This is a genomic window from Halonotius sp. GCM10025705 (genome assembly GCF_042662885.1).
GTDB lineage: Archaea > Halobacteriota > Halobacteria > Halobacteriales > Haloferacaceae > Halonotius > Halonotius aquaticus.
The window spans coordinates 2,097,957-2,119,086 of record NZ_JBHSZD010000001.1 but is presented as its reverse complement, the minus strand read 5'-3'; the positions used below and the strand labels follow the sequence as shown (position 1 = coordinate 2,119,086).

General features: G+C 64.2%; 17 protein-coding genes and 4 pseudogenes. 15 read left to right on the top strand and 6 right to left on the bottom strand.

All coding sequences use genetic code 11. The annotated features are described in order from the left end of the window. The first annotated feature begins 62 nt into the window (after window positions 1-62). Entirely contained in the window at window positions 63-272 is a 210-nt protein-coding gene (locus tag ACFQJB_RS11830; RefSeq protein ID WP_379727582.1) for a DUF7472 family protein, read from the top strand. Window positions 273-285: 13 nt separating this feature from the next. Here ACFQJB_RS11830 and ACFQJB_RS11825 read toward each other — a convergent pair whose 3' ends face one another. Then, window positions 286-1,080, bottom strand: coding sequence for a hypothetical protein (locus ACFQJB_RS11825; RefSeq protein WP_379727579.1), 795 nt, complete (start codon window positions 1,078-1,080; stop codon window positions 286-288). A gap of 429 nt (window positions 1,081-1,509) precedes the next feature. On the opposite strand from ACFQJB_RS11825, the gene ACFQJB_RS11820 reads away from it, so the two are divergent. The 4 genes from ACFQJB_RS11820 to ACFQJB_RS11805 all read left to right on the top strand — a co-directional run bounded on the left by ACFQJB_RS11820 (window position 1,510) and on the right by ACFQJB_RS11805 (window position 5,423). After that, window positions 1,510-2,103, top strand: coding sequence for a DUF7474 family protein (locus ACFQJB_RS11820; protein WP_379727577.1), 594 nt, complete (start codon window positions 1,510-1,512; stop codon window positions 2,101-2,103). Window positions 2,104-2,227: 124 nt separating this feature from the next. Next, window positions 2,228-4,564 (top strand): DEAD/DEAH box helicase, encoded by a 2,337-nt coding sequence (locus ACFQJB_RS11815; RefSeq protein ID WP_379727574.1) that lies wholly within the window; start codon window positions 2,228-2,230, stop codon window positions 4,562-4,564. An 86-nt stretch (window positions 4,565-4,650) separates the two neighbouring features. Then, window positions 4,651-4,947: an AbrB/MazE/SpoVT family DNA-binding domain-containing protein gene (locus ACFQJB_RS11810; protein ID WP_379727571.1), complete on the top strand. Its 297-nt coding sequence runs from the start codon at window positions 4,651-4,653 to the stop codon at window positions 4,945-4,947. Then, complete coding sequence (locus tag ACFQJB_RS11805) at window positions 4,944-5,423, top strand: PIN domain-containing protein (RefSeq protein ID WP_379727569.1); 480 nt, start codon at window positions 4,944-4,946, stop codon at window positions 5,421-5,423. The genes ACFQJB_RS11810 and ACFQJB_RS11805 overlap by 4 nt, the downstream gene beginning before the upstream one ends. A gap of 42 nt (window positions 5,424-5,465) precedes the next feature. Here the strand turns inward: ACFQJB_RS11805 and ACFQJB_RS11800 are convergent, their stop codons facing one another. Continuing rightward, a complete protein-coding gene (locus ACFQJB_RS11800) occupies window positions 5,466-6,140 on the bottom strand; it encodes an HAD family hydrolase (RefSeq protein WP_379727567.1) in 675 nt (224 codons plus the stop codon). Between the two features lie 74 nt (window positions 6,141-6,214). Between ACFQJB_RS11800 and ACFQJB_RS11795 the strand changes: the two genes are divergently transcribed. Next, window positions 6,215-6,976 carry a topoisomerase DNA-binding C4 zinc finger domain-containing protein gene (locus ACFQJB_RS11795; RefSeq protein ID WP_379727565.1) on the top strand — a complete coding sequence of 254 codons (762 nt, stop codon included), beginning with the start codon at window positions 6,215-6,217 and terminating at the stop codon, window positions 6,974-6,976. A gap of 49 nt (window positions 6,977-7,025) precedes the next feature. On the opposite strand, the pseudogene ACFQJB_RS11790 reads toward ACFQJB_RS11795, so the two are convergent. Then, window positions 7,026-7,821 (bottom strand): annotated as a pseudogene (locus tag ACFQJB_RS11790) (helix-turn-helix transcriptional regulator). Between the two features lie 233 nt (window positions 7,822-8,054). On the opposite strand from ACFQJB_RS11790, the gene ACFQJB_RS11785 reads away from it, so the two are divergent. The 6 genes and pseudogenes from ACFQJB_RS11785 to dhaM all read left to right on the top strand — a co-directional run bounded on the left by ACFQJB_RS11785 (window position 8,055) and on the right by dhaM (window position 12,922). Beyond that, window positions 8,055-9,041 carry a DMT family transporter gene (locus ACFQJB_RS11785; protein ID WP_379727562.1) on the top strand — a complete coding sequence of 329 codons (987 nt, stop codon included), beginning with the start codon at window positions 8,055-8,057 and terminating at the stop codon, window positions 9,039-9,041. Between the two features lie 66 nt (window positions 9,042-9,107). After that, window positions 9,108-9,476: a phosphoribosyl-AMP cyclohydrolase gene (gene hisI, locus ACFQJB_RS11780; RefSeq protein WP_379727559.1), complete on the top strand. Its 369-nt coding sequence runs from the start codon at window positions 9,108-9,110 to the stop codon at window positions 9,474-9,476. A 1-nt stretch (window position 9,477) separates the two neighbouring features. Then, a complete protein-coding gene (locus tag ACFQJB_RS11775) occupies window positions 9,478-10,704 on the top strand; it encodes a DUF7118 family protein (protein ID WP_379727556.1) in 1,227 nt (408 codons plus the stop codon). A 146-nt stretch (window positions 10,705-10,850) separates the two neighbouring features. Beyond that, on the top strand, window positions 10,851-11,846 hold the full coding sequence (dhaK, locus tag ACFQJB_RS11770) for a dihydroxyacetone kinase subunit DhaK (protein ID WP_379727553.1): 996 nt from the start codon (window positions 10,851-10,853) through the stop codon (window positions 11,844-11,846). Continuing rightward, window positions 11,843-12,542 (top strand): annotated as a pseudogene (gene dhaL / locus ACFQJB_RS11765) (dihydroxyacetone kinase subunit DhaL). Before dhaK ends, dhaL begins: the two are co-directional and overlap by 4 nt. Then, window positions 12,542-12,922: a dihydroxyacetone kinase phosphoryl donor subunit DhaM gene (dhaM, locus tag ACFQJB_RS11760; RefSeq protein ID WP_379727550.1), complete on the top strand. Its 381-nt coding sequence runs from the start codon at window positions 12,542-12,544 to the stop codon at window positions 12,920-12,922. Before dhaL ends, dhaM begins: the two are co-directional and overlap by 1 nt. Window positions 12,923-12,945: 23 nt before the next feature. Here dhaM and ACFQJB_RS11755 read toward each other — a convergent pair whose 3' ends face one another. Further along, entirely contained in the window at window positions 12,946-13,296 is a 351-nt protein-coding gene (locus ACFQJB_RS11755; protein ID WP_379727547.1) for a hypothetical protein, read from the bottom strand. Window positions 13,297-13,607: 311 nt separating this feature from the next. Here ACFQJB_RS11755 and thsB point away from each other — a divergent pair. Next, window positions 13,608-15,382 (top strand): annotated as a pseudogene (gene thsB, locus ACFQJB_RS11750) (thermosome subunit beta). 135 nt (window positions 15,383-15,517) lie between these two features. After that, window positions 15,518-16,724, top strand: a pseudogene (locus ACFQJB_RS11745) (inorganic phosphate transporter). Here ACFQJB_RS11745 and ACFQJB_RS11740 read toward each other — a convergent pair. Next, complete coding sequence (locus ACFQJB_RS11740) at window positions 16,725-17,054, bottom strand: hypothetical protein (protein WP_379727544.1); 330 nt, start codon at window positions 17,052-17,054, stop codon at window positions 16,725-16,727. It abuts the pseudogene before it with no gap. 106 nt (window positions 17,055-17,160) lie between these two features. Here ACFQJB_RS11740 and ACFQJB_RS11735 point away from each other — a divergent pair, with 106 nt between their 5' ends. Then, the gene (locus tag ACFQJB_RS11735; protein WP_379727541.1) at window positions 17,161-18,186 is read left to right on the top strand and encodes an ornithine cyclodeaminase family protein; all 1,026 of its coding nucleotides are present in this window, start codon (window positions 17,161-17,163) and stop codon (window positions 18,184-18,186) included. 12 nt (window positions 18,187-18,198) lie between these two features. Here ACFQJB_RS11735 and leuS read toward each other — a convergent pair whose 3' ends face one another. After that, window positions 18,199-21,114 carry a leucine--tRNA ligase gene (gene leuS, locus ACFQJB_RS11730; protein ID WP_379727538.1) on the bottom strand — a complete coding sequence of 972 codons (2,916 nt, stop codon included), beginning with the start codon at window positions 21,112-21,114 and terminating at the stop codon, window positions 18,199-18,201. Window positions 21,115-21,130: the final 16 nt, after the last annotated feature.

Here is a 21,130-nt window from a genome sequence, read left to right as displayed (position 1 = left end):
GCTGCGGCCGCTGCCGTCGGCGGTTTCGAAGCCCTTTTGCGCCGGCCTATAGAATCCGGGGTATGGAAATCGACGCGGAACTCCGCCGGCAGATCATTGCGTCGCTGTTTGCCGTCGGGCTGTTCCTCGTGAGTCTTGTCGCTATCGGCGTCGTGTTCAACGGCACCGACGGCTTCGATCCGACCGGCGGCTTCGCGCTTGTCGGCGCACTCGCCGGCTTTGTCCTGTTGATGGCTGCCGTCGGCTTCGGCCTTGCCCGCGCCGGCGACTGATCCGTTTGATTTCTCACTCGCTGTCGTCCACTGCTGCTTGCTCTCGCCAGTCGACGAGGTCGTCGTCGGTCGCCTCCAGTTGGTGTTGGTAGTATGCCAGTGGATGGCCGGCGACCTTCCAGTGGTCGTCCTCGTTGTGACAGATCCCGTACGTGCTCAGGGTTTCACACGACGGCGGCGGGTACTGCGTTCCACGGTCGGCCTGCAGATACTCGATCTGGTAGCGAATCCCCTCGGGATCGAGTGAGGATTCCTCGCAGAAGGCGACGATCTCGTCGGCGTCCATCCCGATCCCGGTGAGAAACGCCATCAGCGTGAACTGCTCGATGGCTTCGAGTTCGATCCCGTCTTCGGCCTTCTGCAACAGGTTCTCGATACACGGCGGGAATAGCTCGCGGGCGACAAAATCGATCTCGCCGACCGTGGTGCGCTCTGATAGCAGCCGTCGCAGTTCAGTGAGTTCCGCCTCCAACTCGGCGGCGATCCCCTCGTCCTCGTCGAGGCCCTCGAAGGGCAGCCCCTCGGCGACCCGCCGGCGGATCGCCGCCCGCAGCAGCCGGAACAGCTCCTCGCGGTCGACCTGTACCTCGCCGTCGCTGAGTTCGCGGTTGACCAGTCGCCAGTCGTCGCCGAGCCCGGTCGCTAAATCGAGATACGTTCCAACTTCGATCCAAAACCACTCCGGGGCGGCCGCTGGCTGTGGCGTGTCGGCTTCCGGCGCGATCGCCCCATCGAGTCCGAGTTCGGCGATCAGCGTTGCGCGATCGAGGCTGGCGTCTGGCGTACTCCGGGCCGCTGCCGGCGGCATCGAGATCGTCTTTGAGCCGCTCGATCGCGGTTTTGGCCTCCGCGGCGGCGTACTTTTCGACGGCTGCCGGCGAGTCGAGCAAGGACACGAGAATGCGGGCGATCGGATATGACAGCAGTTCGTCTTCAAGCCGCCACTCATCGGGCGTTTCGGCGTCAACACGGCCGGCCAACAGCGCGCGTTCGACCCGCTCGCGGCCGCGGTCGACGGCCGGCTCGTCGTTGGCGACAAGCGTTCCCAGATCGACACCCGTCTCCGTGACAGTCTCTCGGGCCGCAGCGAGAAACGGATACCGGGCGTCTCGGGGGTGATCGCCATCGTACGCCGTCTTCACAAGCGGGGTGAATAAGCCCGACGGTCAGCGGCGTCGCCCCGCGGCACCGTCATCAGTGACGTAAAGTATAATCACCGCGCGCCGAACTATCGGTCGTGCCGCGTTTCAGCTACCCCTGTCCCGGCTGTCGGACGACCAACAGCCTCCATGATCCCGACTGCCGGTTTGAGGGCACCCCGTGGCCAACCATCGAGAAGGCTTATATCGATTGTCTTGCCGTTCTGACCGCTGAGGAGCTCACCGAGGAGGAGCTTCGATCGTCGGTCGACAGCGAGTGGAGCGACCTCCATACCGCCGCGCTGGCGACGCTCAAATCGCTCAACCGGATCGAGCAGGCCGACGATGGTACCCTCCGGCTGCTGACGGCCGCCGAGTACGCCGAGCAGGTTTCGGAACCCTCCATCGAGCCGATGGCAACGATCTACGAACACGGCTCGGTGCCGGGCTGTCACGACAACGCGGTCTTTGCGATGATCGCATGGTACGAGATGGTCGACCTCTCGTGGCCGGAGACGAAGGACAACGTCGTCACGTGGCTCCGAGAGTCCGGCGCGTGGGATCGCGGTGGCTTCGAGGAGTCCTCCCCGGAGGAACTCGTTGAGAGCAAACGCCACGTCTATGAGTCAGGCTACGGCTGGAAACAGGCCGGCCAAGAGGCCAAAGCCGTCATCGACCGCCATCTCGGCTAGCGCTGTCTCGCAACGCTGTGCTGTGGCCCCCGCCAAATCTCCAGTCGAAGCGGGGCCGAAGGAAACGCCTTTCATCGCCCAACCCCCGACACCATGCAATGAGGCACCCCGCCGGTGAGTCGCCGTGAAGGTCGCCGAGGCGATCCCGGAGTTCGCCGACGCCTTCGGCTTCGAGGAGTTCAACCGGATGCAGCGGGAGGCCCTGCCGGTTATCTTAGAGACCGACGACAACGTCGTCGCCAGCGCGCCGACCGCCGCTGGCAAAACTGCCCTCGCGGAGTTGGCGATCTGTCGCTGCCTGCGGGACGGCGGTACCGCGCTGTTCATGGCACCCATGCGCGCGCTCACCAACGAGAAGGAAGCCGAGTGGGATCGGTTTGAAGATCTTGGCTATTCCGTCTACGTCGTCACCGGCGAGCGGGATCTCAACCCCCGCCGCGCCGAACGCGCCGATATCCTCGTGATGACGCCGGAGAAAACTGACTCGGCGACGCGAAAACACGACTCTCCGCGGTATTCGTTCATTACTGACGTTGACTGCGTCGTCATCGACGAGGTTCACTTGCTTGATTCGGAGGGCCGCGGCGGCGTCCTCGAAGTGACGATTTCTCGACTTCGGCGGCTCTGTGACCCCCGAATCGTCGCGCTGTCGGCGACAATGCCGAACATCGAGGACGTGGCCGGCTGGCTCGACGCGCCGCCGGAAGCGACTTTCGAGTTCGGCGAGGAGTACCGCCCGGTCGAACTCCACACCGATGTGCAGACCTACAGCCACGGCGACAACGCCTTCGCCGACAAATACCGCCGGCTCTATGCCGCCCTCGATAAGGTTGAACCGCATCTCCGCGAGGAGGGCCAAGCCATCGTCTTCGTTTCATCCCGGCAGGACGCGCTGCGAGCAGCCGCGAAAGCGCGCGACGAGGTCGCCGACCGCGATATTCCGATGGGCGCTCGTGGCGACTACGACTTTCATAACGAGGCCAAAGACCTCAACAACGACAGCCTCCGGAAGGGGGCTCCCGACGGCGTCGCCTTCCACCACGCGGGCCTCGCCAAGGACGACCGCAACAAGATCGAAGAGTGGTTCAAAGACGGCAAGATCCAACTGCTGTTTTCGACCTCGACGCTGGCGTGGGGCGTCAATCTCCCGGCCCGCTGTGTCGTGATCCGTGATACCAAGTACCACGACCCGCTTGAGGGCGAGGTCGACATCAGCCCGCTCGATATCCTCCAAATGCTCGGTCGCGCCGGCCGCCCCGACTACGACGACGTTGGCTACGGCTGGGTGATCTGCGACCGCGACGATGCCGACAAATATCGCCGGCTGCTCCGGGAGGGCAAAGAGATCGAATCCCGCTTGGCCGCCGACCTCGACGCCCATCTCAACGCTGAGATCGCCCTCGGCACCATCCGTGATCTCGACGACGTGATGAGCTGGCTGGAAACGACGTTCTACTACCAGCGCGCCCACGCCGACCCCGAGGCCTACGATCCTGAGGGGCTCCGCGAGCGGGTTCGCTCGACGCTGGAAACGCTTGTCGACCGCGGCTTCGTCGACACCGACAGCGATCTCGGCGTCGAGGGCACGCAACTCGGCCGCCTGGCGTCGAATTTCTATCTCCGATTGCCGACGGCCGTCCGCTTTGCCGACCTCGTCGAGCGCGATCGCCTCTCGGTCGATGCCGTCCTCGACGCCGTCGCCCGCGCCGAGGAGTTCGACAGCGTCTCCGCCCGACAGGCCGAAACCGACGCCATCGACGAGGTGCTCGGCGACACCGATACCGACCTCGAAAACGGCCACCGGAAAGTCCTCGCCATTCTGCAGGCGAGCATGGATGACCGAGTTCCTTCGGGCCTCCGCAGCGACGCGTGGGTGATCAAACAGAACGCCCTGCGCCTGCTTGCAGCACTCCACGCCTTCGCCGACCGGTTTGCCGGCCCGCGAGCCGCCAACCTCGTCCGCCGGATCGAAGCCCGCGTTGAACACGGCGTCTCCCGCGAAGCGGTCGGCCTCACCGCCATCGACGGCGTCGGCGCGGGCCGGGCGGAAACCCTCGCTACTGGCGGGTTGACAACGCCCGGCGATCTCGTCGCCGCGGGCGTCGACGAACTCACGCGGGCTGGTCTCACGGCTGGCGTCGCCGACCGCGTCGCTGACGCGGCCGCCGAGTTGCCACGGATCGCCGTTGAGTGGGGTGAGTTTCCGACTACCATCGCCCGCGGCGACAACGAAATGTGCGAGATCACGGTACGGACGACCACAGGCGGCGCGGCTGTCGGGATTCGCGTGACGGTCAACGGCGTCGAGATGAACGAAAAGCGGTGTTATTTGAGCGATGAGACGGCGGTTCCGGTCGGTGTGTTCGGGGCCGACGAGGATCTGGAGTTCACCGTTGAGGTCACGTTCCCCGATCTTCCGCTGCCGCCGGTGCGGGCGAGTCGGTCGGTGACGGTGGAGTAGCGTGCTTTCGTTCACTTCGCGATTTAGCTTGCGTCTATGTGGGGGAGTAATACTTTTGCAGTATTACGACTTAGATCAAATAAGCAATGCCACGCGTTACCACGAAAGGCCAAGTCACGATCCCGAAGGAGATCCGCGACGCCCTCGGTATCGAACCGGGCGATGAGGTCACCTTCGAGGAGGGCGAGGCCGGCTACACACTTCGGAAACACGCCCCGACGACAGCTGACGGTGACGACCCGTTCGCAAAACACCGGGGGCGGGCTGACAGCGACGACTCAATGGCTGAGCGGATGCGTCGGCTCCGTGGTGAATACCCGCGTAACGTGCGCGACGATAGCTCGGCTCTTGAACACGACGACGATTCGGGAGCAGACACGTGACCACCGCGGTTGACACGAACGCGTTGCTCGCGTTGCTGTATGACGACACCCATGCTGACGAGAGTGAGTCGGCTCTGCGGCGTGCGTATCAGGAGGGTCGAGTCGTCATCACACCTATCGTTTACGCCGAACTCGCTGCCGATGGCCACTTCGAAACAGCGTCCGGGCTTGATCAGTTCTGTGCCGATCTCAGTATCCAACTCGACGAACCGTCACGGGATGCACTGTTCCGTGCCGGCGAGGCGTTCCAACAGTACACTGATCGGCGACCCGATGGGTTGCAGTGTCCGTCCTGTGGTGCGGAACAGACGCTTCCCTGTGAGGAATGCGGTACCGCGCTTACCCCACGCCAGCACATCGCTGCGGATTTTCTCATCGGTGCGCATGCGGCCGCCGACTGTGCGGGGTTGATCTCGTTTGATACGGCGTTCTATGAGACGTATTTCCCCTCAGTGACGGTCTATCCTGAGCAGTGACCGGTCTTCAGCAACTTCGACCTTCAGCGACAGTACCGACTCCTATTCGTCGAGCCCAGCTCGCCGTCGAATCTCGGCGTGCAACTCCTCGGGGCCGTCGGCAACGACATCAGCCGCCGAGAGATCGGTCTCGCTGTTCGGGCCGGTTCGGTAGGCGATGACGACCATCCCGGCTCGCTTCCCGGATTCGACGCCGTTTTTTGAATCCTCGACGACGAGGCAGTCCGCGGGGTCGATGCCGAGCACGCCGGCCGCATGCTCGTAGACATCTGGAGCTGGCTTCCCGTCGCCGTCGATGTCCTCTGCGCTGATCGTCTCGTCGACCGTGATATCGAACCGTTCGGTGACAATCTCGTGCCACGCTGGCGGCGCGGAGGTGACGATAGCGACAGTGATGTCGTTGCCTCCGAGTTCCGCTCGGAGGTCGTGAAACCCATCGAGCAGCGAGACGCGTTCCCGATAGATCTCGCGGGCCGTCTCGTCGAAGATCTCGATGAATTCCGCTTTGCTGATTTTCGGCTCGTAGTTGGCGTCGAGATAGTCGTAGATCTCCTTGTAGTTCATTCCCGTCGTCTCATCGAGATCGGGGTACTCGCCCGCGAGCGTCGCCGGAAAGATGTGTTCCGGTTGGGCGTCATGCCAGTATCGCTCGGAGTCGACGATCACGCCGTCCATATCGAACAACACCGCTTGGCTCGTGGCGTTGGCTTCGTCCATACCGCCCCCTCATCGCCTTCGCCTAAAGACTCTCGCCCGTAGCTTTAGGGCACAAGCCGCGGCCACGCCGGCCCATGGCCGACCGCACCCGCATCCTCACCGGCGACTGCACCGTCGAGTTCGAAGGCACCCGCGACCGCACCCAACGCGGCCACGTCGTCATCTTGGTCAAGCCTGACCGAACCGTTCTCGTCCATGACGCCGACGGCTACCAGCCCGTCGCGTGGCTCACCCGCCCCGACGAGGTCACCGTCGAACACGACGGTGAGGGATTCAGCCTCACCGCCGCGGCCGACGGCCAACAGCTCTCGGTCAGTTCTCACGACGTTGCCGGCGTTGATTCTTACCCAGTCTCGGAGGCTGGCGTCCCGGTCGGCGACTGCCCGCTCTGTACCGGCCAACTCGTCCGCACGCGAGGGGAGGTTCGGTGTCTCGACTGCGCCGAACAGTACGGTTTGCCGTCGGGAGCGACCGTGCTTGATTCCGCCTGCCCGGACTGTGGCCTCCCACAGATACGCGTCGAACGCGGCGAGGCCTTCGACCTCTGTGTCGATTACGCCTGCGAGTCGCTGTCCGACGCCGTCCGCGAGCGATTCGATGAGGCCTACGACTGCCCGGACTGTGGCGCGCCACTCCGTGTTCGCAGCCCCGACGGTCGGCTCTTCTTCGGCTGTGATGACTACCCGGACTGCGAAACGTCGTTTTCGTTCCCGGCTGGCGTCGTCACCGATACCTGCGACTGCGGGCTTCCGCGGTTCCGCACAGCCTCCGGCGAGCGGTGTCTTGACGGCACCTGTGAGCATGATCGGCCAGCCTCCGAGACGCCCTCTGCCTGATCGTCAGCGGCTGTTATCTCGGGTTTCGCCGTTGTTGTCGCCGTCGACCTCAGTCGTCGATCGCAAGATCACTCTCAGCCAGCGGTCGCGCCGACTCCCAGTACCGACCGTGCCGATCCGTCGCCCACACCTCCACCTCCGGGTCGTCAGTGTCGACAGCCGCTTGCAGCCGTCCGTCGTCGTCCCGCAGCAACAGGCTCACCGTGTCGTCGGCGACGGTCACCGCCAGCGGAATCGCGTCATCGATGACACGAATCCTCGCCCTATCGGCCGCCTGCAACTGCTGGAGTTGCCCGCGCAGCCCCGTCTCGTGGGCCACCGCATCGATCGCCGCCGCGGAGAACCCCCTCGAACTGCCCGCCGTCGGCGACCCACTCGACGACCGCGGCCAGCGTCTGCTCATTAAACGCATGCGAGAAGATCCGTACCCGGTGTGCCGCCTCGATCAGCTCGATCACCCGACTGATCGGCGCGCTCGGCCGGGTCTGGGTTGGGGTCGTAATCGTCGCCTCACCCAGTCGCCCCAGATCGAAACCGAGGCCGTCGGTCGGCAGCCACTCGCTCACCTCCCGGAGATGTAGTTCGGCAGCAAGGCTCTCGGAGAGTTCGGTTAGCCCCGCGGCGACGAGCCGCCCGGTCGCTGTCGCCGTGTAGCCGCCCTCGGTTGCTCGCACCCAGTTGCGCTCCTCGAAATCTCGAAGAATTCGCCCAAGTGTCGGCTGGGAGGCACCGGTTTCAGCCGCCAACGCCTGCCGATCGTGCGGGGCCTCGGCCACCAGCGTCAACACGTCACCGCGGTTGGCCGACCGCGCGAGAAACTCCATCTCTTCGAACACCCGATCCATACCTGATCTTCCCTCCCTGGCCGCAAGTCGGTTTCGGCTCTCTTTCACACCATGAAATCACTGCAAGATGCAGTGTGATTCCGCGTCGAGACCACCCTTCACATCCTGTCTGATTGTCTCGCAGTGCAGCGATTTCTGGATTGGTTTATCCCCGTTCGGCCCCTTCATCTGAGTATGATCGATACCGTCTTTCGCCTTGTCTCTCCTCGCGGTTTCGACGGGTTGGAGGCCCGATGGAACTGAGCAATCACCGCTGGACGGCGGCCTTCCTCGCTGTCAGCGTGCTGTTCGGCGGCACCTTTGTTGCGGCGAAGGCTGGCCTCGCTGATGTCCCGCCGCTGTTGCTCGTGGCGGTTCGGTTCGATCTTGCCGCGCTCGTCCTTGGTGGGTACGTCCTCTACACCCACGACGTACGCGATCTCGTTCCCCGAACCCGCGGCGACATCGCGGGGGTTCTCGCGGCTGGCGTCTTTGCGATCGGTCTCGCCAACGGGCTGTTGTTCCTCGGCCAGGGCTCGGTCACCAGCGGCGTTGGCGCGATCCTCTTCGCGCTCGTGCCGATCTTCACGCCGCTGTTTGCCGGCGGCCTCCTCAGCGATGAACGCCTCTCGGTGACCGGCGCGGTCGGCACGCTCGTCGGCCTCGTCGGCGTCGGCATGGTCATCGAGATCACGCCGGCGACGCTGCGGGCGACGCTGTCGGGCGGCGCGGCGATCGTGTTGGCGGGTGCGGTTAGCCTCGCCCTCGGCACGGTGTTGATCCGCCGTTCCGCGCCGCGGCTGTCGAGTACGGTTCGCACCGCGTGGGCCCTCCCGGTCAGCGCGGCGTTGCTCCACGCGCTCAGCCTCGGTACTGGCGAGTCGGTCGCCGCGGCGACGTGGACGCCATCGGCCCTCCTCTCGGTGGCCTACCTCGGCGTCTTCGCGGGCGCGCTCGCCTACATCCTGCATTTCAATCTGCTCGATGCCGTCGGCGCGACCCGATCGAGTCTCGTCTTCTATGTTAGCCCGATCGTTGCCACCCTCGGCGGCTGGCTCCTCCTTGGGGAGTCGCTGTCGGCGATGACTGTCGCCGGCTTCGGCGTGATCGTCGTCGGCTTCGGGATCATCGGTGCCCCGGAGTTGGCCCCGCTGGCCCGCCGGAGTCGCCACCGCCTCGCCGAGTGGGGGCGCGCCCACGGCTACGGTCGCGCTGAGGGTGTTCGCTACAGCGGCGAGTAGGGACGCGCCGGCAGCCAACGAGCCGACGGGAAAGGCCTATTCGCCTCGCCGCGCTGGGCCCTACCAATGACCGATCAGGTAGACGTCGATTTCGGCGACAACGGGCTTGTCCCGGCGGTCGCCCAAGACGCCGACTCGAAGGACGTACTCATGCTCGCGTACGTCTCCCCGGAAGCACTCGAAAAAACTGTCGAGACCGGTCGGGCCCACTACTACTCCCGCAGCCGCGAGGAACTCTGGGAGAAAGGCGCGACCAGCGGCAACACTCAGTCAGTCAAAGAAGTTCGAGTCGACTGCGATGCCGACACCCTGCTGTATCTCGTTGAGCAAGAGGGCGGGGCCTGTCACACCGGCCATGAGAGCTGTTTCTATCGCACCATCGACGGCGAGACCGTCGGCACAAAGGTTTTCGATCCCGACGCAGTCTACGAGTAACATGGTTGATTCCGCCGCGGGGTCGTCTCCCGACGTCGTCGACGACCTTCGCGCTGCTGCCGACCGCGTTGCGGCCGCTGAGGCCGCCATCGACGAGCACGGCGAGGCAAGCGTCGAAGCCGCCGCGGACGCCTACCGGAACGCGACACGCCTGCTCGACAGATATGAGGACAGCGCGACCGGCACCGGTGATTTCACCGCGTATCTCCAGTTCCAAACTGAGATCCTCGAACTCGTCGACGCCCTGCCCGACGATACTTTCGCCGCCGACGCCTTCCAGCGCGTCAGCGATCGGCTGGACAAACGCCGACTGAACGAGGCGGATTTCGAGTTCGCCCGCGAGGAGATCGAGGCTGCCGGTGAGGCTGTCAACATGTTGGAGGAACGCGAGGCCGCGATCGACGCCTATCGAGCGGCCCGTGGCGACGCCGACGAGCGGTTGGCCGAACTCCGTGAGGAAGCCGACCGTCTCCGCGATCTCCAACGGCTCACCGACGTTGATCTCGATGTCTCGACCGAGCCGCTGCGAGAGCGCGTCGATGCCTACAACACGGCGGTTCGCGCCGCATTCGAGCGATTCCGTGAAACCCGCCCGGCGCGTGAGCTATTCGATCTCCTCGCCGATGCAGCCGACCGCCCGCTGGTCGGCGTCGACCGCCCGCCGCGGGATCTGGTTGAGTACATCGACTCCACGCCCGCTGGAACCGAGCCGTTGGCCGAACTCGTCGAGTACGCCGACTACTCGCCGTCAAAACTGGAACACTACGTCGACGACCCCGGCGCGCTCCGCACCTCGGTTGCGGTACACCAGACCTATCTCGACCGCCTCGATGCTGAGGCATTCTCTGTCACGTGGCCGCCCGCTGAGGCCGCAACGTTGCGGACTCGGCTTGATGAGTTGGCTCCGTTCGTTCGTCGGCTTGAGTCAGCCTTCGCAGACGACGACAGCGGCGACGATGACAGCGGCGACGCCGCCACTGACGATGACACCGACGCTGCCGGCGATGCTGCTGACGCCACCGCTATCGAGGCCGCTCGCCGCCGCCTCGCCCGATTTACGCGCCGCGACGAGTACGAGCGGCTCCGCGAGGTTGCTGTCGCCGAAGCCGAGTTGGATGACGATGCGTACGACCGCGTTGCGAGCGGGGTCGTCGACGACGATCTCGCCGCCGTCACCGACGCGATAGCCGAGATCGAAGCCGCCCTCGATGAGACGGCCCTTGCGTAGCTACCCGTTCACAGTCCCGTTGATCACGTCGCGACAGCGGCCTGCGTACCGATATGCGACTGAGTAATTAACGGTCGGTCTTTGTATTACCTGACATCCTGGCGCAATTAACCTTTAGTCTATCACAGACAATTATGAACATGGTTATGAAGAAACTGATCAACGATTCGGACGATGTCGTCGATGAAATGCTCGATGGGATGACTGCGGCCTACCCCGACATGCGGCGGCTGCCTGACACGCAGGTGCTTGTTCGTGATGACGCGCCTGTCGACGGCAAAGTCGGTGTCGTCTCCGGCGGTGGCAGCGGCCACGAGCCGACCCACGGGGGCTATATCGGTGACGGCATGCTTGACGGCGCGGCCGCCGGCGACGTCTTCTCTTCGCCGACCGCCGACGAGTTCGAGGCCCTGCTCGATGCCACCGACAGCGGCGAAGGGGTACTCGCCGTCATCAAAAACTACGAGGGCGACGTGATGAACTTCGAGACCGCCATCGAGATGGTCGAGATGGAGGGTACCGATGTCGCCACCGTCGTCGTCAACGACGACGTCGCTGTCGAGGACTCGCTGTATACATCGGGCCGTCGTGGGGTCTGTGGGACAATCCTCGTCCACAAGGCCGCCGGCGCGAAAGCCGCCGAAGGAGCCGACCTCGACGAAGTCCAGCGGGTCGCCCAGAAGGTCGTCGACAACGTCGGCACGATGGGAATGGCGCTCACGTCCTGTGTAACGCCGGAAAAAGGCGAAGCAACCTTCGATCTCCCCGACGACGAGATCGAACTCGGCATCGGCATCCACGGCGAGCCGGGCACCGAGCGCACCGACGTGATGTCGGCCGACGAGATCACCGAGGAACTCACCAAAGGCGTCCTCGACGATCTTGATCTCGACGAGGGACAGGAGGTCGTCACCATCGTCAACGGGATGGGTGGGACGCCGCTGATGGAACTGTTCGTCGTCAACCGCAAGCTGCAGGAACTCATCGGCGACCACGGCCTCGAAACGTGGGACGCGTGGGTCGGCGACTACATGACCTCCCTGGACATGGAGGGAGCGTCGATCACGGTCTGTGCGGTCGATGAGGAACTCAAGGAGCTGCTCGACGCGCCGGCCGACACCCCGGGTCTGACAGTGCAATGAGCGGGGACGCTGCCGCCGTCGTCGCCGCCGTCGAAGCCGTTGCTGAGCGCATCCAAGCCGAACGCTCGCATTTGACCGACCTCGACTCCGCGATCGGTGATGCCGACCACGGCGGCAACATGGCCCGCGGCTGGGCCGAAGCCGCTGATGCCGTCGCTGATCTTGAAGATCCTGATGCCCAGACCGTCGTCAAAACCGCGGGCAAAACGGTACTCTCGGAGGTCGGCGGTGCGGCTGGGCCGCTGTACGGCGGGTCGCTCGTCTTTGCTGCCAAGAACTGAAGACGGGGTTACCCCGGAAACCGCCGTCGCCTTCGCGGAGACCTACCTCGAAAAGGTGCAAGACCGCGGCGACGCCAGCGTCGGCGACCAGACGATGGTCGACGCGCTGACGCCGGCCGTCCACACGTTCAAGAAATCCATCGAGACCGACGACCTCCCGCCGCTTGAGGCTCTCGCCAAGGCGGTCGCCGCCGCCGAGGCCGGTGTTCAGTTCACAGTCCCGATCCGGGCGAGTAAGGGTCGGGCCTCCTATCTCGGCTGGCGGTCAGTCGGCCATCAGGATCCCGGCGCAACGAGTACGCTCTACATCATGGAGGAACTGCTCGAAACGGCGGCTGACCACCTCGACAGCGAGGTGCCGGATGTCGACGCGTCGTCGCCGACGATCCCGGATGCGGAGGCCGCGGAGGAGTGATGGTCGGGCTTGTCGTCGTCTCCCACAGCGCGAAAGCCGCCGAGGGGATCGTCGAGGTCGCCGCCGAGATGGGTGGTGACACCGCCATCGAGGCCGCCGGTGGCGACGGTGACGGGGTGATCGGCACCAACGTCGACCGCATCAGCGACGCGCTTGCCGCCGCCGACGATGGGGATGGTGTTGTCGTCCTTGTCGATCTCGGCAGCGCAGTCATGAACGCCGAGGTCGCCATCGAGATGCATGACGGCGAGGCCGTCATCGCAGACGGCCCCGTGCTTGAAGGCGCGGTCAACGCCGCTGTCGCCGCGACCGATCCAAAGGCGACGCTGGAGTCGGTGGTCGAACAGGCTGAGGCCGCCGCCGATATCGACAAAACCTGAGCGCGGCCGCCGCTGTCGCTTTTTTAGACGCCGGGGATGCCGAACGCGCCGATCCCGAGACTGAAGAGGCTGTTTGTAATAAACAGGATGACCGACGCCGCGAGCCAGGCGATGAAGCCGATGGCTCCGGCGTTCATCCAGCCGCCGGGGTATCGCCAGTTGATGACGCCAATCCAGACGACGAGGGCGATGAGAGGGCCGATCAGCGGCACCCACGAGGTGAGCGCCCAGCCGACCGCGCCGAGAAACGCCGTCATGATCGCGTGCCCGTAGTCGTCGACATCGACGATGACTCGGGCGCTGAGTGAGATCGCCACGCCGCCGATGAGGAGGGCGATGACAAATGAGACGAGGCCGCCGACAATCGGTACCATACGTGAGATGAGTCCCTGCGTGCGTATGTACGTGCGCACTGGTGGACAGTGGTGTTTATCTGTCCAGTCGCGTGCTGGACGCGGGTGTCGAACGCTCTTGGTGTGTTCTGGACTGCTCGGTGGTACGTATATAAATCGAGTCGAACTCGGGGTGTTTCTCACGCAAAGATGCGTGGTAACATGCGGCATGAAACGATCGAACCCCGGCGCTTGCTGTGTGTTTTTTCGATTCGGAAATTGTGGCTTCGTTCGTCGCTGTCGACCATGACCAACAGGGTTATATAGAATCACAAACAATCACGCAGTGAACTATGAGTCAGCGCATGCAGCAGGGTCAACCGATGATCATTCTCGGAGAGGACTCTCAGCGCGTCCAGGACAAGGACGCCCAGCAGTACAACATCTCGGCCGCTCGGGCGGTCGCCGATTCCGTCCGATCGACACTCGGACCGAAAGGGATGGACAAGATGCTCGTCAGCTCGACGGGCGATGTCACCGTCACCAACGACGGCGTCACCATCCTCACCGAGATGGATATCGACAATCCGACCGCCGAGATGATCGTCGAGGTCGCCGAAACCCAAGAGGACGAGGCCGGCGACGGGACGACCACTGCGGTCGCTATCGCAGGTGAACTCCTGAAGAACGCCGAGGATCTGCTCGACCAGGAGATCCACCCGACGGCGATCATCAAGGGCTTCCACCTCGCCAGCGAGCAGGCCCGCGAGGAAGTCGACAACATCGCCGAACCCGTCGACCCCGACGACGAGGAACTCCTGAAAAAGGTCGCCGAAACTTCGATGACCGGCAAGGGCGCGGAGCTCGAAAAGGACGTGCTGGCCGACCTCGTCGTCCGCGCCGTCCAGCAGATCACGGTCGCAGCCGACGACGGCTCCCACGTCGTCGACCTCCAGAACCTCAACATCGAAACCCAGACCGGTCGCTCAGCCGGCGACAGCGAACTCCTCGTTGGCGCGGTCATCGACAAGGATCCCGTCGTCGACGACATGCCAACCAGCTTCGAGAACGCTGACACGCTGCTGCTCAACGAGGCCATCGAGGTCGAGGAAACCGACGTTGACACGCAGGTCTCGATCGAATCCCTGACCAGCTCCAGAACTTCCTCGACCAAGAGGAAGAACAGCTCAAAGCAAAGGTCGACAAAATCGTCGACTCCGGTGCTGACGTGGTCTTCTGTCAGAAGGGCATCGACGACCTCGCCCAACATTACCTCGCCAAGGAGGGCGTGCTTGCGATCCGACGCACCAAGAAGTCCGACATCAAATTCTTGAAGAACGTCCTCGGTGGCTCCGTTGTCTCCGATATCGACTCGCTGACGGCCGCCGACCTCGGCACCGGCTCGATCAGCCGCGACGAGGAAGACGAACTGTTCTACGTCGAAGGCAGCGGCGACGAGGTACACGGCGTCACGCTCCTGCTTCGTGGCTCGACCGACCACGTCGTCGACGAGCTCGAACGCGGCATCAGCGATGCCATCGACGTTGTCTCGACGACCGTCTCCGACGGCCGCGTGCTCGCCGGCGGCGGCGCGCCCGAGGTCGAACTTGCTTCGCGGCTCCGCGATTACGCCGACAGCATCGAAGGCCGCGAACAGCTCGCCGTCGAGGCCTTCGCCGACTCGCTGGAACTCGTCCCCCGCGTGCTCGCCGAGAACGCCGGGCTGGACTCCATCGACTCGCTGGTCGATCTCCGAGCCGAACACGAAAGTGGCGACACCCACGCCGGCCTCGACGCCACAACCGGCGAGGTGACCGACACCTTCGACGCCGGCGTCGTCGAGCCAGCCCACGCCAAAGAGCAGGCCGTCGCGTCTGCTGCTGAGGCCGCGAACCTCGTCCTGAAGATCGACGATATCATCTCCGCCGGCGACCTCTCGACGGACAAAGAGGACGACGACGACCTGGCGGTGCTGGCGGTATGGGCGGCATGGGCGGTATGGGTGGCATGGGCGGCGCAATGTGAAGTAGGTTCTACGCCAACCTCACACCCGTTCCGACCCACGCCTCGGCTGTCAACTACTTTCGGTCACACGCTCCACATTCGGTTTTTGTTTTGCGTTCGGTAGGGTAGTTCCGAAACTGGCGAACAGCGTCGACTCCGCGTACGGCGAACGCTACCAACAGAGTGATAAACGTTCCTTCGGGAATATGCCGTATCGGATTCCTGTTACCGGGTCGTGTCCCGGGGTAACCAGACAGCTATGTCCTCAGTTATCGGGATTGTCTCTGTTGCACTCGTCGCATCGCTGTTTATGTCATTCACCGTTGGGGCGAACAGCAACTCCGCTCCGATCGCCCCGGCCGTCGGCGCGAACGCGCTGTCCACAATGCGGGGGGCGATGTTGGTCGGCCTCGTCGCCGCGCTTGGGGCTGTCGCACAGGGGGTAGTATCTCGGAAACGATCGGCCACGGACTGGTGACCGGCGTGACGATCACCCCGCTGGCCGCCACGGCAACGCTGCTCACCGCAGCCACGCTCATCACGATCGGGAACTCTCGGGGGTACCCGATCCCCTCCGCGTTCACGGTGACCGGCTCGGCAATCGGCGCGGGGATCGCCCTCGGCGGCGGTTTCGCGGTCGTCACGTACGGCAAGATCCTTGGCTTTTGGTTTGCGATTCCGGTTGTCGAGGGCGTTCTCGCGTATGGCCTCGCGTGGCTGTTGCTCGAGGAGACGGTTTCGGATACGCTGAGTATTCCGCTGCTGGCCGGTGGTGTCGGCTACGCCCTTGCCAACATCCAACTGTCGTTTCTCCCGGCCCCACAGAGCGAGCAGGCATCGATCGCCGGCGTCATCACGCGGCAGTTCGATCTCGCCTCGACAGTGGCCGGCGAGACCGGCGTCATCATCGTCGGGGGTTTCATCGGGCTTCTCTCGGTCGGTGTGGTTTACTGGCAACTCCGGCGTGACGTGACGGCCGGGATCAACCGGATGTTGGTCGCCCTCGCCCTCGTCGTCGTGTTCACTAGTGGCGGCTCGCAGGTCGGCCTCGCGACCGGGCCGCTGGAGTCAGTCTTCGAATCGTCGCTGGGGCTTCCTCGCTGTACCTGCTCGCCCTCGGCGGACTCGGCATTCTCTTCGGAGGCTGGTTCCGGTCGCCGCGACTCATTCAGGCTGTGGCCCGCGAGTACGCCTCACTCGGCCCGAAACGGTCGATCGCCGCGTTCATCCCCGCGTTTCTCATCGCGCAGGCGGCGATCGCGCTCGGCTATCCCATCTCGTTCAACAAGGTCATGATCTCCAGTATCGTCGGTGCTGGCCTCGTCGGCGGGTCATCGAGTTCGGATGGCGTCTCCGCTCGGAAGACCGGCTACACGGTCGGCGCGTGGATCGGGTCGATGGTCGGCGGTGGCGCGATCAGTTTCGCGCTCTATCACGCGCTCGCTGCCATCCCGGGGTTGGGGTAGTCAGACGTTCTGGAGCGTGACGAGGTCTTCGATCGCCGCGCTTTCTTTCATCGCGTCCCATGTCTCGAAATCGGTCGTCCGCGCGACGAATGCGTCCCGTTCGTCGGGTGGAAGCTGTTGGACGCCGCCGACAGTATCGTCGTCACACGGGCAGGCCGCATAGAATGCCCCCACCGAGTCGAACTCCGTGTGGCGGCGGATGAACGGCTCCGAGGTGACCTGTTCCCGGGGGCGTGACACCCACGTCTCCAGTGTGAGTGCTCGTTCGATTGCTGTTGTCAAACTGGTCTGCAGCGAATCGCCGGTCTTGACTCCAGCGTCAAGAACCATGCCCCAGATGTGCGTCTCAAGCCACCTAAAACCGGTGGCGGCACTCCTCACCCCGCTCGACCCTGTCCAACCCAATCGTTACTATCTCGCGCTCGAAGCACCAGCTATGCACACCCTGCTGCTCGATAGCGACGATGTCGGGGCCAACGCGCCGATGGCCGCGGTCGTGCCGGCGATCGAAGCCGCCTTCGGGGCCTACGAACGCGGCGACGCCCAGATGCCGGCGAAATCCTACATCGACCTCCCGCAGTACAACGGCGACTTCCGGTCGATGCCGGCGTACCTCTCGGTCGACGGCGACGCGGTCGAAACCGCCGAGGGGGCCGCCGACTGGGACGCCGCGGGCGTCAAATGGGTCAACGTCCACACCGACAACGCCGACCGTGGGCTGCCGACCGTGCTGGGGACAATGATCTACTCCGATCCCGAAACCGCATTCCCGCTGGCGATTATGGACGGCCGTGAGCTGACACGGCTGCGCACCGGCGCGGCCGCCGCCGTCGCCACCGACCATCTCGCAGTCGCGGACGCAACCTCGCTGGGCATCGTCGGCGCGGGTGTTCAATCCTACACCCAACTCGAAGCGATTGCGACGGTGCGCCCCATCGAGGAAATCGTCGTCGCCGATCAGAGTCCCGAGCGCGTCGCCGACTTTATCGACCACTTTGCGGATCGCTTCGACGTGCGGGGTGGCGAGATCAACGAGGCCGCTGCCTGTGACGTGCTTTCGACCGTCACACCGGTCGAATCACCCATCGTCGACCGCGCCGACGTTGGCAACCACACCCACATCAACGCCATCGGCGCGGACGCGGCGGGCAAACACGAACTCGCGGATCAGATTCTGCTGGATGCAAAACTCGTTATCGACGACTACGAACAGACGACTCACTCCGGCGAGATCAACGTCCCCTACAGCGCGGGCACGCTCACCGACGACGACATCTACGGCGCGTTAGGTGAGATCGTTGTCGGCAAAAAAGAGGGTCGCACCCCCACCGACGGCATCACCGTTTTCGACTCGACGGGGTTGGCGATTCAAGATGTGGCTGCCGCCCACGTCGTCTACACTGAGGCCAACGAGGCCAACAACGGCACCGCCTTCGACCTGCTCGGCCTCGCCGACGCCTGACTGCCAGATCGACTACTCGATGTGGATCGCCGGGCGGAACGGCACTGCTTTCGATGCCCGCCCCTCGGGGTCGTCGATGTCGTCGCCGTCCTCGGCGTAGACCGCCACGTCGGCGTCGTACTCGCGTTCCAGGAAGTCGACCGCCGTTTCGTACGTCGAGACCTCATCGATCTCGGCCATCGCAGCAAGCGTCTCGTCGTCGACGCCGCGAACGAGTTCGACCAGATCCTGTGCGAGATCGTTGACGGCGTCGCCGCGCTCCCGGAGGTCGGGATCCTGCATGACCTCGCCCATGATCTGCCCTACGTCGGTGCCGACCTCCCGAACGGTCTCGAAGACCTTGCGTTTCCAGTCGGCGGCGACGTAGACCCGGATCGTTGCGGGATCCTGCTCGGTGACGGTGAGGATGTCCTGAATATCGTCGGCGAGGCGTTCGATCTGTCGCTCCTCGGTTTCGGTGCGTGGCGACTCCCAGCTTTCGTCGACCTCGGGCCACGGCGCGTCCTCGGCGGGCGTGCCCGTCAACTGCTCGTGGAGTTCGTTCGTCATGAACGGGATGAACGGCGCGAGCAACCGGAGCCGCGTTTCGAGGACGTGCCGGAGTGTCCACTGTGCGCCGTCCCGATCAAGATCGGCCCGCCGGCGGTACCACTTGAGGTGCTCCTCGAAACCGTAGAAGGCGGCCTGTGAGGCGGTTCGGGTTTCGGCGTTGTCGAGGGCAGCCGTCACATCAGCAATCGTCGTCTGGAGTTTCGACAGCAGCCAGCGATCGATGTGTTCGAGATCGCTGTCGGGGTCGACGCCGTCGGCGGCAGCCGCCGCCTCGTCGTCGATCAACTCTTGGGCGCGGTTCCAGAACCGGCGGAGCTGATCCTCGACGCCTTCGACCTGCTCGGCCCGCCAGTCGTAATCCTGCCACGGTTCGGCGGAGTTCAGCAGGAAGAAGCGAACCGTATCCGCGCCGTAGTTCTCGATTGCCTTGCCGGGCAGGACGACGTGGCCCTTCGAGGAGGACATCTTCTCGCCTTCCAGCAGGCCCATGCCCATGATCGTGATCCCCTCCGGCCACTGGGCCTCGTCGAACAGTTCGGCATGGTGGTACAGGAAGAACGTGAGGTGATTCGAGATGAGGTCGTTGGCCGAAAATCGCTGGGTGACGGGGTACCAGTACTGCCACTCTGCCCGGAGGTCAAGGGCGCGCTCGTCGGCTGCGCCCTCGACGGCGTCGGCTCCGTAAAACAGCGCGTCGAAGAACTCCCGATCGAGGTCGTCGACCGGAATCTCTTCGAGGCGGTGGGCAATCGTGTAGTAGGCCATGTAGATCGTCGAGTCCGACAGCGGTTCGATGACGAACTCGTCGTCCCACGGCAGCCGGGTGCCGAGCCCGTAGTTGCGGATACAGGGCCACTCGTTGAGCCAGTCGATAGTATGGGTGTACTCCCCGCGGGTGTTCTCGGGGGTGGCGTCCAGCCGCTCGACGGCGCGCTTGGCGGCCTCCTCCCAGTCCTCGTCGTTGTACGTGAGGAACCACGTATCCTGATAGGCGACGACGACTTTCCCGCCGGCCCGTGAGATGACGGGTTCGGGGAAGTCGTACATCGCGCCGAAGGCACCCTGCTCGCGGTAGTGGGCGGCCAACTCGTCGCGGACATCTTCGATCACTTCGCCGGCGTACTCGCCGTACTCGTCGTGGAGTGTACCGGTGTGGAATTCCGCGTTGTATACGTCCTGGGTGACTTCCTCCAGGTCTGGATCGGTGCTGTTGGTGATACCCGCTGATTCAACGGCGTCCTTGGCGGGAATCTCGCCGTAGCCCTCGACATCGAGAATCGGGATTGGTTCGATGGCCTCGACTTCGTCGGGGTCGATGCCGTAGGATTTGAGTCGGTCTGGGTCGGCTTTCGCTTCCTGCAGTGCAAGATAGTCGTCGGGGCTGTGGGCCGGCACCGACATGACGACGCCGGTGGCGTTGTCGGGATCGACGAACTCCGCGGGGAGGATGATGATCTCGTCGCCGGTGACGGGGTTGGTGACGGTCTCGCCAACGACCTCGCTGCCGGGGAACTCGCGGTGGATTTCGACGTCGTGATCCTGGAGTTCCAATTTCTCTGCGGCCTCAACGGAGACAAGCCACGTTTCGCCATCGACGCTGGCCTCCACGTAGGTCGCTTCCGTGTTGATGTAGGCGTTGGTGACACCGCGGACGGTTTCGGGGCGGAGCGTCGCCATCGGAATGACCGTTTCGTCGTTGGCGTCGCCGCCTTCGCCGTCGCCGGCGTGGGAGAACTTGATCAGGGTGTACTCCTGATACTCCACGTCCTCGCCTTCGAGCAGATCGTGAGTCGTCACCGGGTTTTCCTGCTCGGTGCAGTATTTGACCGGGTGAAGGCCCTTTTCGAGTCGCCCGCGCTCTTTCAGCGTCTCGTACTGCCACGTGATGAACTTGGAGTAGCGGTCGTCGTTGGTGGTAAACTCGCGCCGCCAGTCGATCGAGAGCCCGAGCGAGCGCATCCCCTTCTTGTAGTGCTCCTCGATGAAGTGATGCGCGTAGCCCATCGGCGTTTCGAGGTCTTCGAGCACGTCGTCGGAGACGTTGTAGGTGTCCTGCAGGACGGACATCTGGGACTCCTCGCGCTTCTGCAGACGTTCGACCGCGCCGATGATCGGGGTGCCGGTGACGTGCCAGGCCATCGGGAACAGTACGTTGTCGCCCTGTTGGCGTCGATACCGGGCGTAGACATCGGGGACGGTGTAGGTTCGGGCGTGCCCGATGTGCATACCGCCGCTGGGGTAGGGATAGGGAACCGTGATAAACGTCGTCTCCTCGTCTTCGGGGGCTGCCGCATCGCCGGGGTCGGGCTCGTATCGGGCCTCGTCGGCCCACCGATCCCGCCACTCGGCTTCGAGTTCCTGCGGGTCGTAGTCCATACGGCCCTCTCTGTGG